This window comes from Pseudomonas sp. Tav-5-1A (genome assembly GCF_055755055.1).
Genome location: NZ_CM146901.1, coordinates 4368386 through 4385794 on the forward strand (window position 1 = coordinate 4368386; position 17409 = coordinate 4385794).

General features: G+C 66.2%; 14 protein-coding genes. 10 read left to right on the forward strand and 4 right to left on the reverse strand.

Annotated elements, in window-relative coordinates; genetic code table 11:
* Positions 1–3 precede the first annotated feature (3 nt).
* Complete coding sequence (locus AC0J42_RS19835; protein WP_473003270.1) at positions 4–1146, reverse strand: efflux RND transporter periplasmic adaptor subunit; 1143 nt, start codon at positions 1144–1146, stop codon at positions 4–6.
* Between the two features lie 153 nt (positions 1147–1299).
* Here AC0J42_RS19835 and AC0J42_RS19840 point away from each other — a divergent pair, with 153 nt between their 5' ends.
* Positions 1300–1920, forward strand: coding sequence for a TetR family transcriptional regulator (locus tag AC0J42_RS19840; RefSeq protein WP_473003272.1), 621 nt, complete (start codon positions 1300–1302; stop codon positions 1918–1920).
* Positions 1921–2023: 103 nt separating this feature from the next.
* Complete coding sequence (locus AC0J42_RS19845; RefSeq protein WP_473003274.1) at positions 2024–2233, forward strand: hypothetical protein; 210 nt, start codon at positions 2024–2026, stop codon at positions 2231–2233.
* Between the two features lie 78 nt (positions 2234–2311).
* On the opposite strand, the gene AC0J42_RS19850 is transcribed toward AC0J42_RS19845, so the two are convergent.
* The gene (locus tag AC0J42_RS19850) at positions 2312–2854 is read right to left on the reverse strand and encodes a glutathione peroxidase (RefSeq protein ID WP_473003276.1); all 543 of its coding nucleotides are present in this window, start codon (positions 2852–2854) and stop codon (positions 2312–2314) included.
* 156 nt (positions 2855–3010) lie between these two features.
* Here AC0J42_RS19850 and AC0J42_RS19855 point away from each other — a divergent pair, with 156 nt between their 5' ends.
* Both AC0J42_RS19855 and AC0J42_RS19860 read left to right on the forward strand, forming a co-directional pair.
* On the forward strand, positions 3011–3667 hold the full coding sequence (locus tag AC0J42_RS19855) for an ATPase (protein ID WP_473003278.1): 657 nt from the start codon (positions 3011–3013) through the stop codon (positions 3665–3667).
* Positions 3668–3779: 112 nt separating this feature from the next.
* Positions 3780–4214 (forward strand): hypothetical protein, encoded by a 435-nt coding sequence (locus tag AC0J42_RS19860; RefSeq protein ID WP_473003280.1) that lies wholly within the window; start codon positions 3780–3782, stop codon positions 4212–4214.
* Positions 4215–4217: 3 nt separating this feature from the next.
* On the opposite strand, the gene AC0J42_RS19865 is transcribed toward AC0J42_RS19860, so the two are convergent.
* Positions 4218–5024: an AraC family ligand binding domain-containing protein gene (locus AC0J42_RS19865; RefSeq protein WP_473003282.1), complete on the reverse strand. Its 807-nt coding sequence runs from the start codon at positions 5022–5024 to the stop codon at positions 4218–4220.
* Positions 5025–5143: 119 nt separating this feature from the next.
* Here AC0J42_RS19865 and AC0J42_RS19870 point away from each other — a divergent pair, with 119 nt between their 5' ends.
* From AC0J42_RS19870 to AC0J42_RS19890, 5 genes are all read left to right on the forward strand, one after another.
* Entirely contained in the window at positions 5144–6055 is a 912-nt protein-coding gene (locus tag AC0J42_RS19870) for a DMT family transporter (protein WP_473003284.1), read from the forward strand.
* A 69-nt stretch (positions 6056–6124) separates the two neighbouring features.
* Positions 6125–7456 (forward strand): deoxyguanosinetriphosphate triphosphohydrolase, encoded by a 1332-nt coding sequence (locus AC0J42_RS19875; protein ID WP_473003287.1) that lies wholly within the window; start codon positions 6125–6127, stop codon positions 7454–7456.
* 454 nt (positions 7457–7910) lie between these two features.
* Entirely contained in the window at positions 7911–8537 is a 627-nt protein-coding gene (locus AC0J42_RS19880; RefSeq protein WP_473003289.1) for a response regulator, read from the forward strand.
* On the forward strand, positions 8534–12103 hold the full coding sequence (locus AC0J42_RS19885; protein WP_473003291.1) for a transporter substrate-binding domain-containing protein: 3570 nt from the start codon (positions 8534–8536) through the stop codon (positions 12101–12103). Before AC0J42_RS19880 ends, AC0J42_RS19885 begins: the two co-directional genes overlap by 4 nt.
* Positions 12104–12235: 132 nt before the next feature.
* A complete protein-coding gene (locus tag AC0J42_RS19890; RefSeq protein WP_473003293.1) occupies positions 12236–15184 on the forward strand; it encodes an HD domain-containing phosphohydrolase in 2949 nt (982 codons plus the stop codon).
* 181 nt (positions 15185–15365) lie between these two features.
* On the opposite strand, the gene AC0J42_RS19895 is transcribed toward AC0J42_RS19890, so the two are convergent.
* Positions 15366–15710, reverse strand: a complete 345-nt coding sequence (locus AC0J42_RS19895; protein WP_473003295.1) for a YggL family protein — start codon at positions 15708–15710, stop codon at positions 15366–15368.
* Positions 15711–15941: 231 nt separating this feature from the next.
* On the opposite strand from AC0J42_RS19895, the gene dacB reads away from it, so the two are divergent.
* Entirely contained in the window at positions 15942–17405 is a 1464-nt protein-coding gene (gene dacB, locus AC0J42_RS19900) for a D-alanyl-D-alanine carboxypeptidase/D-alanyl-D-alanine endopeptidase (protein WP_416425373.1), read from the forward strand.
* The last annotated feature ends 4 nt before the right edge of the window (positions 17406–17409 follow it).

Below are 17409 nucleotides of genomic sequence, written 5' to 3' on the forward strand. Positions count from 1 at the left end.
GGGTTACTCCCCTTTCGCCGCGACGCTGGCCTGGGCGTTCGCCGGGGCCTCGACGTTGCTGGCCGCGGTGACTTTCACCGTGTCACCCGGGTGCACGTACTGCAGGCCCTCGGTAATGATGCGGTCGCCGTCGTGCAGGCCGTCCTGGATCAGCCAGTCGTTGCCGGCGGTGCGGTCGGCCTTCAGCTCACGCAACTCGACCTTGTTGTCGGCGTTCACCACCAGCGCGGTCGGCGTGCCCTTGAGGTCGTGGGTCACGCCCTGCTGTGGCGCCAGGATGGCAGTGGCGGCGACGCCGGCCTGCAGCTGCGCATGCACGAACATGCCCGGCAGCAGGGTGTGGTCGGGGTTGGCGAACTTGGCACGCAGGGTCACCGAACCGGTGCTTTCATCCACCGACACTTCGGAGAATTCCAGGGTGCCGTCCTGGTTGAAGCTGCTGCCGTCTTCCAGGGTCAGCTTGACCTTGGCGGCGTTGTCGCCGGCCTTCTGCAGTTGCCCGCTGGCCAGCTCCTTGCGCAGTTTCAGCAGGTTGGCCGAGGACTCGGTGACGTCGACGTAGATGGGGTCCAGCTGCTGGATGGTGGCCATGGCGTCGGTCTGCGCGCTGGTCACCAGCGCGCCTTCGGTGACGCTGGAGCGGCCGATGCGGCCATCGATCGGCGCCAGCACCTTGGTGTAGCGCATGTTGATCTGCGCGGTCATCAGCGCGGCTTCGTCCTGCAGCTCGGTGGCCTTGGCGTTGTCGTATTCCTGGCGGCTGACGGCCTGCTCGGCGATCAGCTGCTTGTAGCGGTCCGCCAGGGACTTGGCCGAAGCCAGGCTGGCCTTGGCGCTGGCCAGGGTGGCCTCGTACACCGACGGGTCGATCTGGTACAGCTGCTCCCCGGCCTTGACGTCGCTGCCCTCCTTGAACAGTCGCTTGAGGATGACCCCATCAACCTGCGGGCGCACTTCGGCGACGCGGAACGCGGTGACGCGGCCGGGTACTTCGGTGGTCAGGGCGTAGGGCTGCGGGTGAAGGGTCACCACGCCGACCTGGGGCGTCTGCTGGGCGGGTGCGGCCGCCTCTTTGTTACAGCCGGCGAGCAGGCAGGCAAGGGCCGCCGCCGAGACCAGTGTGGTCACGCAAGGCTTGAGTTTCATGAAAGGTCCTCGTTGCGACTAGATAGATAGCTTGCTAACAAATATACTTACATCCATGAACGTATGTAAAGTACGAATCCGAATCAAAATCACTACAGAGCAGCGTTTTGTGTCGAAAAAACATAAAGATGCAGCGAACATGAGGAATTTTTAATGGTTCGCAAAACCCGGGAAGAAGCGCTCCTCACCCGTGCGCAGATCCTTGACGCTGCGGAATGCGTCTTCCATGAGAAAGGCCTGGCCACCACCTCGATGCTGGACATTGCCCAGCACGCGGGGCTGTCCCGCGGTGCCATCTACTGGCACTTCAAGGACAAGACCGGCCTGGTGCAGGCCCTGCTGGATTCGCTGGACGAACCCATCGACCACCTGCTGGCTGCTTCGGCCGATACCCGCCGCGACAACCCCCTGGGTTGCCTGCGGACCCTGCTGGTGGCGCTGCTGCAGCGAGTGGCCAGCGACGCCCGGACCCAGCGGATATTTGAAATCCTATTGCACAAATGTGAACTGACTGTGGAGAGTTGCGATTTGCGTGCGCAGCGTTGCGCGCGCCAGCGCGAGGCGCAGCGCAAGCTGGAAGGGTTGCTTGAAGAGGCCAGGCTCAAGGGCCAACTGGCGCCCGGCACGCCCCTGCCCCTGGCGGCCAGTAGCCTGATTGCCTGCGTGGAAGGCACCATCAGCCATTGGCTGCTCAACCCCGACAGCTACGCCTTGAAGGTGGAAGCACCGCGGCTGGCCGATGCGATGTTGCGGCTGCTGGCACCTGCGACGTGATGTCAGGACGGTAAGCGGCGTCGTACCCAGTGCTACACGAAATTCTTGAACCCTGCGGGCTAGAGCGGTTCTCAGGGGTTGCCAGTATCACAAGGAGTGAGCGATGAACCTTCCGGCCTTTTTTCTCAATGCAGTGGTTTGCACGACGCCGGCCCACGACAATTGCATGCCTGCCCAGTTTCTGTGGATGGCGCCCAAGTTCCTCAATGACGAAGCCCGGGCGCAGAAGTGCGCAGCGCGGGCAGGCGAACTGAACAAGGCGCAGACCGACCCGACCATTTTTTACCGCTGCGATGTGCGGCGCGGCGCTTGAAGTTGTGGGAGCTGGCTTGCCAGCGAGTTTTTTGGGCCCACCAAAAGCTCGCTGGCAAGCCAGCTCCCACAAAAAACGTCACACCGCCAGCTGGGCCTCGATGGCCTGCAGCAAGCGCGGATCATCCGCCGCCACGTCCGGGGCAAAACGCCCGACCACCTCGCCCGTGCGGCTGACCAGGAACTTCTCGAAATTCCACTGCACCTCCGGCACCGGGTTCACCGGGATGCCCTTGCCGGTCAGGCGCTCGCGCCAGGGGCCCTCGCCGGTGGCAGCGGGAATGGCCTGGGTCAGCGCCTGGTACAGCGGGTGCTTGTCGTCGCCGGCCACCGAGATCTTCGAGAACAGCGGGAACTGCACGTCATAGGTCAGGCTGCAGAACGCCTTGATCTCTTCATCAGTGCCCGGCTCCTGGGCCTTGAAGTTGTTGGCGGGAAAGCCCAGCACTTCCAGGCCCTGGGCGCGGTGGGCTTCATAGAGCTTTTCCAGGCCTTCGTACTGCGGGGTCAGGCCGCACTTGGAGGCGACGTTGACCACCAGCAGCACCTTGCCGGCATAGGCCTGGAGGGTCTGTGGCTGGCCGTCGATGGTGGTGACGGGGATGGATTGAACGTTACTCATGACAGGGCTCCTGAGCCAGATGGGCGGTGCATAGACTCTACCACCGCCACTGGCCATCATCCTGGTTGATAGCAACCATCAATAACGACATGTTCCCTGACCCGGGAATCAGGTTCACCATGATTGCACCTGATGAAGCCCTGGGAGTCACGCATCATGAAAGGTCAAAACGCTGCCCTGCTCGCCCTTGTCATCACCCTGGCCGGTTGCTCGGTCCCCGGCGCCCCGCGCTACAGTGACAACCCCGACGGCATGCTGCGACCGGCCACCCAGGTGTCCACCCTCACCCTCAAGCACTCGCAACGCGTGGCGGTGATCTTCAACGCCAACACCCAGGCCGACCTTGCCTACCTGGCAGCCTACAACGCCCAGGCCCGCAACGGCCTGGAACAGAACCAGCTGCAGGCGCCGATCCAGCAGGCCTATATCGACAGCTCCAACCCACGCCTGGCCATCGACACGGTGCGCAGTTCGCTGCAGCAACAGTTCGCCTCGGTGGCGTTCTACCCCAACCTGGATGCAGCCATGGCAGCCCGGCCGGAGGTGATCATGGTGCTGGACACCCGCAGCACCCTGGCCACCGAACGCAGCTCCGACGTGCAGGCCAGCGTGCGCGCGCAGTTCTATGACGCCAACCTCACCTACATTGGCGAGGCGCGCGGCATGGACGGCCGCAACATGACCCCGGTGTGGACCCACACCAAGCGTGCGCCGGAAATCGCCGACCAGGTGAACGCCCAGCGCCAGGTGCAGGTCAACGCGCTGCAACGCTTCGATGCCTCGCTGAAGGCGTTGGTGGCCAGCAACCCGTAGCCGCTGCCGGTCATCACCCCGGTCAATAGCGACCATTGACAATCACAGGTTCCCTGACCCGGCGATCAGGTTCACCATGGCTTCACATCCAAGCATTCCAGGAGTACATGCCATGAAAGGTCCCCTCGCCGCCCTGCTCGCCCTCGTCCTGGCCACCGGCACTGCCATGGCCGCCGACGAAGGCATGTTCAGGCCGGCGACGCAGGTGTCGAACGTGGCGTTGCAGCATTCGCAATCGGTGGGGGTGATTCTCAACGAAACCACCCAGGCCGCCCTGATGCACCACGACGTCGCTACCCGCAAGGCGTTGGAAGCGGTGCGGGGCTCGTTGCAGCAGCAGTTTGCCTCGGTGCAGTTCTACCCCAGCCTGGACCGGGTAATGATGGCCCGCCCACAGGTGATCGTGGTGCTCAAGACCGCGTCGCGCAGCGGCGGCGTGGTGCAGGCGCAGTTCTTCGACGCCAACCTGACCTACATCACTCAGCTGCACGCTCCGGACGCCCAGTTCGACGCCTCGCTGAAGGCGCTGGTCGTCGCCAATCCGTAACGGCTAGGTCAGCAGCCCCGGGGCGTTGCCCTTGCGGTATTCGTCCGGGGTGGAGCCGGTCATGCGCCGGAACATGCTGATGAACGCCGAGGCGCTGCTGTAGCCCAGGTCCAGGCCGATGGCTTCCACGGTGTGGCCCTGTTCCAGTTGCGCCAGCGCCTCCACCACCTTGAGGCGCTGGCGCCATTCCGCGAACGACATCCCCAGGTCACGCTGGCAGCGCCGCACCAGCGTGCGCTCGGTGGTGTTCACCGTGCGCGCCAGTTCCGGCAGCGAGCGCGGGTCCGCCGGGTTGGCTTCCAGCGCCCGCAGCACCGGGCCCAGCAGCGCGTCGCTGGAACCGGGCAGGTAGCTGCCGGCATGGGGCGCGCGGGCCAGGCGGTCCACCAGCACCTGCAGCAGGCGCTCCTGCTCGGGGGTCTGCGGCAAGCCCGGCGGCTCATGGCGCAACTCCTCCAGCAACGCGCGAATCAGCGGCCCCAAGGTCAGCGCGCAATGCCGCACCGGCATCCGCGCGCACAGCTGCGGCGCCACGTACACCGAGCAATGGCAGGCCTCGTGGCGGTTGAAGCCCATGTGCTCGACGTCCGGCGGCAGCCAGATGCCGTACTGCGGCGGCGCCAGGTAGTGGTGGTTGTCGATCTCGATTTCCATCACGCCGCTGAACGAATAGACGAACTCCCCCCAGGCGTGGCTATGCCGCGGGTAGGTGGCGTGCGCCGGCATGCACGCGGTGCGGAAAAACACCGGCGCCGGCAACGCGTAGTCGAACGGCGCCAGTTGCAGGTGTTGGGCAATGTCGCGCTTCATGATGGCAACCTGGCAAGACGTGGCGGAGTACAGCTATAGGCTGTCAGATAAAAACTATATCAATAAAACCCGCCAGCCTCATAATGCCCACCATTACTTCCGACGACAGGGGAAACTCCATGCAACAGCGCAGCGCGCTGGACGGCCGGGCCAGCGGCATGATGCTGATATTGTGCGCGATCTGGGGCTTGCAGCAGGTGGCCATCAAGGCGATTGCCAGCGACATCGCGCCCATCCTGCAGATTGGCGTGCGCTCCGGCGTAGCCGCGCTGCTGGTGGCCGCCGTGATGTTCTGGCGCCGCGAACAGCCCAAGGCCGGGCAGACCGCGTGGCTGCCGGGCCTGGCCATCGGCGGCCTGTTCGGCCTGGAATACCTGCTGGTGGGCGAAGGCCTGCGCCACACCAGCGCCTCGCACATGGTGATTTTCCTCTACACCTCGCCAATCTTCGCCGCCCTGGGCCTGCACTGGAAGCTGCCCGCCGAGCGCCTGAAACCGGCGCAATGGGGCGGCATCGCGGTGGCGTTCCTGGGCATTGTGGTGGCCTTCAGCGGCCATGGCGGCGCCAGCACCCTGCTCGGCGACGCCCTGGGCCTGGCCGCGGGCGCGGCCTGGGGCGCCACCACGGTGGTGGTGCGCACCACACGGCTGTCCAGCGCGCCAGCCAGCCAGACCCTGCTCTACCAACTGGTGGGCGCCTGCGTGCTGCTGGTAGCCGCGGCACTGGTGCTGCACCAGGCCAGCGTCAATGTCACCCCCACGGTCATCGCCAACCTGACCTACCAGGTGCTGGTCATGTCGTTCGCCAGCCTGCTCGCCTGGTTCTGGCTGCTGCGCAACTACCTGGCCTCGCGCCTGGGGGTGCTGGCGTTCCTCACGCCGCTGTACGGCATCGGCTTCGGCGTATGGCTGCTGGACGAGCCGCTGGAGGCCAACTTCCTGATCGGCGCGGCGCTGGTCACCGCCGGCATCCTCTGCGTCAGCGGCTATGAATGGTTCAGCCAGCGCCAGGCCAGGGCTGCGAAAGCCTGACACGGGGCTTGCAGCGCGCGCGATAAACCCCGAAGCTCAAGGCCAACCATGCTTTCAGGAGAAACCGCCTTGGATTGGCCTACCCTGCTCAACCGCGAACGCCTTGGCAAGATCCTCCACAGCCCCGAGGAGCTGGGCCGCAGCCCCTTCCACAAGGACCACGACCGGGTCATCTTCTCGGGCGCCTTCCGCCGCCTGGGGCGCAAGACCCAGGTGCACCCGGTCACCAGCAACGACCACATCCACACGCGCCTCACCCACTCGCTGGAAGTCAGCTGCGTGGGCCGTTCCCTGGGCATGCGCGTGGGCGAGACCCTGCGCGAGCGCCTGCCGGCCTGGTGCGAGCCCAGCGACCTGGGCATGGTGGTGCAGTCGGCGTGCCTGGCCCACGACATCGGCAACCCGCCCTTCGGCCACTCCGGCGAAGACGCCATTCGCCACTGGTTCCAGCAGGCCGCCGGGCGCGGCTGGCTGGACGGCATGACCGCGGCGCAGCAGCAGGACTTCCTCAACTTCGAAGGCAACGCCCAGGGCTTCCGCGTGCTCACCCAGCTGGAATACCACCAGTTCGACGGCGGCATGCGCCTGACCTATGCCACCCTGGGCACCTACCTCAAGTACCCCTGGACCGCGCGCCACGCCGACTCCCTGGGCTACAAGAAGCACAAGTTCGGCTGTTACCAGAGCGAATTGCCGCTGCTGGAGCAGATCGCCCACAAGCTGGGCCTGCCGCAGCTGGAAGAACAGCGCTGGGCGCGCCACCCGCTGGTGTACCTGATGGAGGCCGCGGACGACATCTGCTACGCGCTGATCGACCTGGAAGACGGCCTGGAGATGGAGCTGCTGGACTACGCCGAGGTGGAGTCGCTGCTGCTGGGGCTGGTGGGCGACGACCTGCCGGAGACCTACCGCCAGCTGGGCCGCGAGGACTCGCGCCGGCGCAAGCTGGCGATCCTGCGCGGCAAGGCCATCGAGCACCTGACCAACGCCGCCGCGCGCGCCTTCGTCGAGCAGCAGGACGCGCTGCTGGCCGGCACCCTGCACGGCGACCTGGTGGAGCACATGCATGGCCCGGCCAAGCGCTGCGTGCTCAGCGCAAAGGACATGGCGCGCAAGAAGATCTTCCAGGACAAGCGCAAGACCCTGCAGGAAATCGGCGCCTACACCACCCTGGAAATTCTCCTCAACGCCCTGTGTGGCGCAGCGCTGGAGCAGCATGGCGGCAAGACCCCGTCGTTCAAGAACCGGCGCATCCTCGACCTGCTGGGCAACAGCGCCCCCGACCCGGCGGGCTCGCTGCACGGCTCGTTCATGCGCATGATCGACTTCATCGCCGGCATGACCGACAGCTACGCCAGCGAAATGGCCCGGGAAATGACCGGCCGCTCCGCACCGCTGTAAACCTGGGGGCCCACCGTAGCAGCGGCCGCCAGGCCGCGTCACGGCCCCTGCGGTGCAACTGCGGGCGCCGGACGCCGCCTGGCGGCAGCTGCTACGGGTTGGGTGGCTCGGAAAAAGCCTACAAGACTTTCGGAATCGTCTGCTCCCCACCAACTGCCGGTTAGGGGAATAATCATCTGCACCTGTAAGGAAAGTTACCCAAACAGTGTAAGAAGCATTAAAGCCGTATATTAATTATCATCACAACCACCCCTAAATACATACTTTCAAACTGCAACAAGACGAACCAATGACGCCCTTGACACTTCACAAACTCATAAACTGGCGTATCCTAAAACTTCAATCTCTGTAGGAAATTTCCTATATAGCGCGGATGGCGCGGTTGCTTATATGCCACCCCCAGCAACTGGGCTAATGTGCGCCTTTTCTTCATCGCCTGTATGGGAAGTTATATATGAGCACTGCCTTTATAGTTGACGACCACCCGGTCATACGCCTCGCCGTTCGCTTTATCCTGGAAAAGCAGGGCTACACCGTGATCGGTGAATGCAACAACGGCGTCGATGCCATGCAGATGATCCGCGAGAACCCGCCGGACCTGATCATCCTCGACATCAGCATTCCAAGGCTGGACGGCCTGGAAGTGCTGGCGCGCTTCCAGACCATGAACATCGGCTCGCGGATCCTGGTGCTCACCGCCCAGACCCCGCCGCTGTTCACCCACCGCTGCATGCAGTCGGGGGCTGCCGGCTATGTGTGCAAGCGCGAGGCGCTGGCAGAATTGAAAAGCGCCGTGGCCGCCGTCATGACCGGGTACAGTTATTTCCCCAGCACCGTGCTCAGCTCACCCAAGGTCGAAGACGGCCAGCGCGACGAAATTGAATTATTCAAAGGGGTGAATGACCGCGAGTTGATGGTGCTGCAACTTTTTGCCCAGGGCCACTCCAACAAGGAAATCGCGAAAGGCATGTTCCTCAGCAACAAGACCGTCAGCACTTATAAAAAGCGCCTGATGCAAAAACTGCAGGTGGCCTCGCTCGTCGACCTGATCGATATTGCCAAGCGTAATTACCTGGTATGAATGCCCTGCCCCGTCGCCTGGCCGTGATCGGCATGTTGTGCTGCCTCGCCACCGGGGCTGCGGCGCAGGACACCCAACGGCTGGTGCTGCTCGATCACAATGACGTGCGCCTGGGGCCTGCGCTGCCTAACAACGAGGGGACGCCCCTGCGCCTGGGTGTGTCCGCCCCTGACTACCCACCGTTCGATATCAGCAACGCCCAGGAATACCAAGGGCTGAGCGCCGACTACGCCGCCCTGGTGGCCCAGGGCCTGCGCCGCCCGCTGACGGTGCAGCGCTACTCCAGCCGCGAGCAGGCCATCCAGGCGCTAAGCGAAGGGCGCATCGACCTGCTGGCCAGCGCCAACGGCTACGAAGCGGTCCGCAGCGGGCTGGCGCTGTCCACCGCCTACGCGCTGGACCGCCCGGTGCTGGTGACCCGCGTGGACGACGACCGCCCGCTGGACGAACAGTTGGCGGGGCGGCGCCTGAGCGTGGTCAACCACTACCTGCCGGCCAGCTACATCCAGGCGCATTACCCCAAGGCCCAGGTGCAGTATTTCCCCTCCTACCAGAACGCCCTGAACGCGGTGTCGTTCGAGCAGGCGGACGTGTTCCTGGGCGATACCATCTCCACCCACTACCAGATGGACCAGGGGCTGCTGAACAACCTGCGCATGGCCAACTTCAGCCGCGACGAACCCACGGGCTTCAGCTTCGCCTTGCGCGGCAACGACCAAACGCTGCGAAACCAGGTCAACAGCGCCCTGGCCGCCATCAGCCTGGAGCAGCGCCAAAGCATTTTCCAGCGCTGGAGCGGAGCCAGCGACCTGCTGCTCACCGACCGCAAGCTGCAGCTCAGCCCCCGCGAGGAGCGCTGGCTGGCGGCCCACCCCAGCGTGCGGGTGGTGGTGGATGAATCCTTCGCACCGCTGACCTTTTTCGACCGCCACGGCAACCTGCGCGGCATCAGCGCCGACGTCCTGGAACTGATCCGCCTGCGCACCGGGCTGCAGTTCGAGATCCAGCGTGCCACCGGCGTGGGTGACATGCTCGAGCGGGTGCGCCAGGGCCGCGCCGACATCATCGCCGCCATCATCCCCAGTGACGAGCGCGAGCAGGCCGTGCAGTTCAGCCGTCCGTACCTGAGCAATTCCTATGTGCTGGTGACGCCCGCCAACGCCAAGGGCCCCTTTGAGCTGGGCGCCTTCACCGGGCGCCTGGCCATTACCCGCGGCAACCCGCTGGTGCCCTGGCTGCGCCAGCATTACCCGCAGGCCAGCCTGGTGCAGACCGACGACGCCTTCAGCAGTCTCGACCTGCTGGCCCAGGGGCAGGCCGAGGCCGCGGTCAGCGCCCTGGTGGTGGCCCGCCACCTGCTGGCCTCGCCGCTGTTCCAGGACCGCCTGGCCATGCGCAGCACCGTCGGCACGGTGCCCGCCACCTTCAGCCTGGCCACGGCACTGGATGCGCACGAACTGGGCAGCATCCTCGACAAGGCCCTGCTGGGCATCGGCCCGGCGGAGATGACCGCCATCACCGCGCGCTGGCGCAACGCGCAGCCGGCCGGCAATGGCTACTGGCGCAACTACCACCGCCTGATCCTGCAGATTGTCGCGGCGGCGGGCGGGCTGCTGGCCCTGTCCCTGCTGTGGATTCTCTACATGCGCCGGCAGATCCGCCAGCGCGTGGCCGCCGAACGGGCCCTGGGCGACCAGTTCCAGTTCATGCGCGCGCTGGTCGACGGCACCCCGCACCCCATCTACGTGCGCGACCGCGACGGGCGCCTGCTCAGTTGCAACGACAGCTACCTGCAGACCTTCGACGCCCGGCGTGAAGACGTCATCGGCAAGACCGTGGAGCAAGGCGTGCTGCTGGACGCCGAGCAGGCCCGGGCCTACCAGCTTGACTACCTGCAGGTGATGGCCCAGGGCAAGCCGCTGCTGATGGACCGGCCGCTGCGCCTGGGCGAACGCACCCTGAGCATCTACCACTGGATACTGCCGTACCGTGATTCGGCAGGCCAGGTACAGGGCGTGATCGGCGGCTGGATAGACATCAGCGAGCGCCGCCAACTGCTCGACGACCTGAGCCAGGCCAAGGACCAGGCCGACCAGGCCAACCGTGCCAAGAGCACCTTCCTGACCACCATGAGCCACGAGATCCGCACGCCCATGAATGCCCTGATCGGCATGTTGGAGCTGGCGTTGCGCCGCGCCGAGCACAACCAGCTGGACCGCGGCGCCATCGAGGTGGCCTACGGTTCGGCCCGTGACCTGCTGGCGCTGATCGGCGACATTCTCGACGTGTCGCGCATCGAGGCCGGGCACCTGGAGCTCAACCTTGCGCGCGCCCAGCCCATGCGCCTGGTCAGCGACGTGGCGCGGGTGTTCGAGGGCCTGGCACGCGACAAGGGCCTGCAACTGTTGGTGCAGGTGCCGGCGGGCGAGCAGCCGGATGTCACCCTCGACCCGCTGCGCTTCAAGCAGGTGCTGTCGAACCTGGTGAGCAACGCCATCAAGTTCACCGACCGCGGCCAGGTGACCATCGACCTGCGCATGGACCCCGGCCCCCGCCCCGGCACCCGCCAGGTGCAGGTGCTGGTCAGCGACACCGGCATCGGCATCGCCGCCGCCGACCTGAAGCGGCTGTTCCAGCCCTTCGTGCAGGTGGACCCCGGCAGCCGCCGGGCCCGCAGCGGCACCGGCCTGGGGCTGATGATCAGCAAGAGCCTCGGCGAACTGATGGGCGCCAGCCTCACCCTCGACAGCCAGCCAGGCCAGGGCACCCAGGTGCGCCTGACCCTGGTGGCCGAACAGCTGCCCGCGCTGGCCAGCGCCCCGGCACCTACCCCGGCACCGGCCGCCCAACTGCACGGCCTGCGCGTGCTGGTGGTGGACGACCACCCCGCCAACCGCCTGCTGATGACCCAGCAGCTGGACTTCCTGGGCCTAAGCGCCACCACCGCCGACAACGGCGAAGCCGGCCTGCAGGCCGCCCTGGCCAGCGCGTTCGACGTGCTGCTGGTGGACTGCAACATGCCCGGCATGGACGGCTACGAGCTGACCCGGCGCCTGCGCCAGCACGAGCAGAGCCACGGCCAGCACCCGCGGGTGATCCTGGGCTATACCGCCAGCGCCCAGCACCAGGAGCGCGAACGCTGCCTGGCCGCCGGCATGGATGACTGCCTGTTCAAGCCCATCAGCCTCACCGACCTTTCCCACGCACTGGAAACCATGACCGTGAACGCCCGAGACCACATCATCGACCTGAGCCAACTGGCTTCCCTGACTGGCGGCGACCCTGCCATGGAGCGGCGCCTGCTCGAGCAGGTGCGGCGCAGCTGCATCGACGACCGCGAGGCCCTGCTGGCCGCCAAGGGCAACGCCGCGCTGTTCGACCTGGCGCACCGCATCAAGGGCGCCGCGCGAATAGTTGCCGCCAGCGCCCTCACCCAGGCCTGCGAAGCCCTGGAAGCGGCGTGCAAGCACCGCGACCCGCACGTTTCGCCGAACCAGGTGATACGGGCCATGGACATGCTCGAAAAGGCCCTCGCGCACCATTTGGCCAACCCGTCACAGCGCTGACGCGCCGGGCTTGTAAAGCGTTATCCGGTTCGCCATTATCGGCTCGCAAGGGCTGCGGTGATCAGGCTCTGCACACCGCCGTGCCTCGGCTGCCGGGCACGCGGTGCACGCATCCTCAAGGAGTGATTCATGATGCCCAGGCTCACAGACCGCCGCTTCCCGCTGCACGTGCACATCAGCGCCATGTTCACCCTGCTGCTGGTGCTGACCGGCACCGTGCTGGGCCTGTTCAACTACCGGCAAACCTCGCAGATCATCCTGGCCAGCAGCCAGGCGCTGTTCTCGCGCATCGACCAGGACGTGCGCCTGGACATCGACCACACCTACCTGCCGATCCGCCACCTGCTCAGCCTGCTGGCCCTCAACGACGCGGCGCAGACGCCCACCCTGGAACAGCGCCTGGCGCTGCTCGAGCCCATGGCCCAGTCGCTGGTCGACAACCCCAACCTGGCGTCGCTGTACATCGGCTACGGCAACGGCGACTTCTTCATGGTGCGGCCGCTGCGCACCGACACCCTGCGCCAGCACTTCGCCGCTCCGCCCGACGCCCTGTACCAGGTGTGGAGCATCGAGCACGACGGCACCGGCGCCACCCACTCGCAGTCACTGATGTTCGACCGCGCGCTGAACCTGATCAGCCGCCACGACATCGCCGACGACCCGTACGACCCGCGCAGCCGCGACTGGTTTGGCCGGGCGCTGACCGACCGCGCGCAGATCACCACCGACCCCTACGTGTTTTTCTCCAGCCACGCCGTGGGCACCACCCTGGCGCTGCGGGTCAACGACCACGCGGTGATCGGCGCCGACCTGACCCTGGACGACCTCAGCGCCACCCTGGCCAAGCACCGGGTCACGCCGCACACCCAGATCGCGCTGTTCGACCATGAAGGCAACGCCGTCGCCTACCCCGACAACCAGCGCCTGATCACCCAGAGCGGCACCGCCCAGCTGGTCAAGGTCGCCGACCTGGACCCGGCCCTGGCGGCGCTGCTGGCCAACGGCAGCGGCACCGGCAACCGCCTGCACGCCAGTGGCCGCGACTGGGTGGTGGCGCGCAGCAGCATCGACCAAGGTGCGCCCGACGGCCTGCAACTGGCCCTGCTGGTGCCCGAGGACGAGCTGCTGGCCGACGCCTATCGCCTGCGCTGGCAGGGCGCGCTGGTGACCCTGACGATTCTGCTGCTGTGCCTGCCGGTGGGCTGGCTGACCTCGCGGTTGCTGGTGAAACCGCTGTACGCGCTGGTCAAGGAAGCCGACGCCATCCGCCGTTTCGATTTCAAGCGCCCACCGCCGCGCCGCTCGCCAGTGCTGGAGGTGGACCAGCTGACCGATTCCATGCACCGCATGAAGCAGACCCTGGCCAGCTTCTTCGAGATCACCGCCAGCCTGTCCGCCGAGACCCGCTTCGAGCCGCTGCTCAAGCGCGTGCTGCAGGAAACCGTGAGCCTGAGCAGCGCCCAGGCCGGCATCATCTACCTGTATGACAACGCCAGCGGCGAGGTGCGCCCCAGCGGCCTGATCATCAACGACAAGCGCCGCAACCTGGCCAACTACGGCCTCGGCGCCCACGCCCTTGCCGCCGACGACACCCCCGAATGGCTGCGCACCCTGGGCAGCGAGCGCGACAGCGTGGTGACCTCCATCGGCTTCGACCAGGCCGGCGAGCTCAAGCAGGTCATGCTCAAGCTCGACAGCCCGCGCCTGGACCTGATCAGCGTGCGCCTGCACAACCGCCGCGGCGAGACCATTGGCGTGCTGGTGCTGCTGCACCGCGACACCGGCAGCCGCAGCGACCTGGCCAAGTTCAGCCCCGACCGCATCGCCTTCATCCAGGCCGTGTCGGGGGTGGCCGCCGCCAGCATCGAGGGCCAGCGCCAGCAGGTGCACCAGCAGCAGTTGCTCGACGCGTTCATCCAGATCATCGCCGGCGCCATCGACGCCAAGAGCCCCTACACCGGCGGCCACTGCCAGCGCGTGCCGGTGCTGACCAAGATGCTCGCCCGCGCCGCCGCCGACAGCCAGGCCGAGCCGTTCGCCGCCTACCAGCCCAGCGAGGAAGAGTGGGAGGCGCTGCACATCGCCGCCTGGCTGCACGACTGCGGCAAGGTCACCACGCCCGAGTACGTGGTGGACAAGGCCACCAAGCTGGAGACCCTGTACGACCGCATCCACGAGATCCGCACCCGCTTCGAGGTGCTCAAGCGCGATGCCTGGGTCAGCTACTGGCAACAACGCGCCGAGGGTGGCGACGAACTCGTGCTGGCCAGCGCCCGCGACGCCGAGCTGCAGGCGCTGGACGATGATTTTGCCTTTGTCGCCCGCTGCAACCTGGGCGGTGAGTTCATGGACGCCGCCAGCCTGGAACGCCTGGCGCGCATCGCCCAGCGCAGCTGGTTGCGCACCCTGGACGACCGCCTGGGCGTGTCCTGGGAAGAAAACCACCGCCAGGCGCGCAGCCCGGCGCCTGTGCTGCCGGTACTCGAGACGCTGCTGGCCGACCGCCCCGAGCACCTGTTCGAGCGCCCGGAGGCCGAACGCATGCCCGCCGACAACCCCTGGGGCTTCAACATGCAGGTGCCGGCCTACAAGTTCAACCGCGGCGAACTGTACAACCTGAGCATCGGCCGCGGCACGCTGACTGCCGAGGAGCGCTACATCATCAACCACCACATGGTGCAGACCATCCTCATGCTCGGCCGCTTGCCCTTCCCCAGCCACCTGCAGCACGTGGTGGAAATGGCCGGCGGGCACCACGAGAAAATGGACGGCAGCGGCTACCCGCGCGGCCTCACCCGCGAGCAGATGAGCCTGCCGGCGCGGGTCATGGCCATCGCCGACATCTTCGAAGCCCTGACCGCGGCCGACCGCCCCTACAAAAAGGGCAAGACCCTGGGCGAGGCGCTGAACATCATGGCCTTCATGTGCCGCGACGCGCACATCGACCCGGAGCTGTTCGAGCTGTTCCTGCGCAGCGGCGTGTACCTGGACTACGCCCGCGAATACCTGCCGGCGCAGCAGCTGGACAGCGTCGACATCGAGCAGATCTTGGCCAAGGCCGCGTCCAAGGCGCCGCGCTGAACCCGGACGCCGCCTACGGCAGCTGCTACGCAAAACGCCTGTAGCAGCGGCCGCAGGCCGCGTCCAAGACGCTGCGGTGAACCCGGACGCCGCCTGGCGTGTACCCCGTCGCGGCCAAGGGCAGGCAAACGCCAGGCACAAAAAAGCCGCTGGCTGGCAGCGGCTTTTTCGTTGACTCGGATCAGGCGACCGGATTGATCGGCTTTTCCGGGTACCAGGCGTCCAGCAGCGGGCTGACTTCAATGGTGGTCAGCTCGTCGCGGCCCTTGAGCCAGGCTTCAACGGCAGCGCGTTGCTCTTCGTTGACCGAGCCACGCTGAACGGTGCATACCAGGCCCACGTCATCGGTACCGACGTAGTCCAGGCCGTTGGCGTCCATGGCTTCAGCCAGGAAGGCGTCGAGGAAAGCGTCGATTGCCTGGTCGTCCAGGTCTTCCTTGAAGCCCAGGTTCAGTTCGAAACCCAGCTCCTGGAATTCATCCACGCAGAGTTTTTTGCGCAGACGGCGGGAACGGTTAGTGGCCATGAAACAATCCTCTTGAGTATTAACGCGCGGCACTTTACCAGTTTCGGCAGCCGCCTGCCCCGTTTCCTGCGGCCAAACCCGCCCAAGCGTCGAAAAAAACATGAATTAGCGGTCAGCCCGGGCCAACGCACTAAAACCTTGGGGCATAATGCCGACACTTTTATGTCCGGGGGCCTTCATCTTTTCCTGCCCTCATTTTTTTCACCCCTCGCCCGCAGGGTCTTTTTCGTCATGATCAAATCGTTCCGCCCCCTTCTGCTCGCAGGTCTCATGCTGCCCCTGGCCCTGCCCGCCCACGCCGCCGCGCTCAACACCACTCTGCCGCCCAAGGTGGCCCAGGCGTTGAAGACCAGCAAGATCGGCGACAACTCGCTGTCGCTGGTGATGGTGCCGCTCAACGGCCCTGGCACCCCCACGGTGTTCAACGCCGACGTGTCGGTGAACCCGGCCTCCACCATGAAGACCATCACCACCTTCGCCGCCCTGGAACTGCTGGGTCCCAACTACCAGTGGAAGACCGAGTTCTACACCGACGGCACCCTGAGCAACGGCGTGCTGCACGGCAACCTGTACCTCAAGGGCGGCGGCGACCCCAAGCTGAACATGGAAAAGCTCTGGCTGCTGATGCGTGACCTGCGCGCCAACGGCGTGCAGCAGGTCACCGGCGACCTGGTGCTGGACCGCAGCTACTTCATCCAGCCGACCCTGCCGGTGTTCGACGACGACGGCGGCGACGAGAACGCGCCGTTCCTGGTGCGCCCGGACGCGCTGATGGTCAACCTCAAGGCCCTGCGCTTCGTGGCCCGCAACGACGGCGGCAAGGTGTCGGTGTCGGTGGAACCGCCGATCGCCAGCATCCACGTCGACAATCAGGTCAAGGCCCTGGCCAGCAAGGACTGCGGCGGCGACGTACGCTACAACCCGGTGACCGCGCCGGACGGCATCAGCGTGGTGGTCAGCGGCAACCTGGGCGAAGGCTGCAGCTCGCAGACCTACCTGTCGCTGCTCGACCACCCCACCTACACCGCCGGCGCCGTGCGCGCCATCTGGAACGAGCTGGGCGGCAGCATCGCCGGCCGCGACCGCGAGGCCGTGGTGCCCAAGGATGCCAAGCTGCTGGCCCGGGCGTTCTCGCCGGACCTGGCGGAGATCATTCGCGACATCAACAAATACAGCAACAACACCATGGCCCAGCAGCTGTTCCTGACCATCGGCGCGCGCTACCGCACCGATGCCGACGCTGACGACGCCAAGGCCGCCCAACGCGTGATTCGCGCCTGGATGGCGCGCAAGGGCATCCCCGCCAGCCACCTGGTGATGGAGAACGGCTCGGGCCTGTCCCGTGGCGAGCGCGTCAGCGCCCGCGAGCTGGCGACCATGCTGCAAGTGGCCTGGAAAAGCCCCTACGCCGCCGAGTTCATGAGCTCGCTGCCGATCATCGGCACCGACGGCACCATGCGCAAGCGCCTGAAAACCACCGCGCTGGCCGGCGAAGGCCACGTCAAGACCGGCACCCTGAACACCGTGCGCGCCATCGCCGGCTTCAGCCGCGACGACAACGGCAACACCTGGGCAGTCGTCGCCATCCTCAATGACCCGAAACCCTGGGGCGCGTCCTCGGTGCTGGACCAGGCGCTGCTGGACCTGTATCGCCAGCCCAAGGGCGCCAGCCAGGGTGTCTCGCTGAACCCCTGAGCGT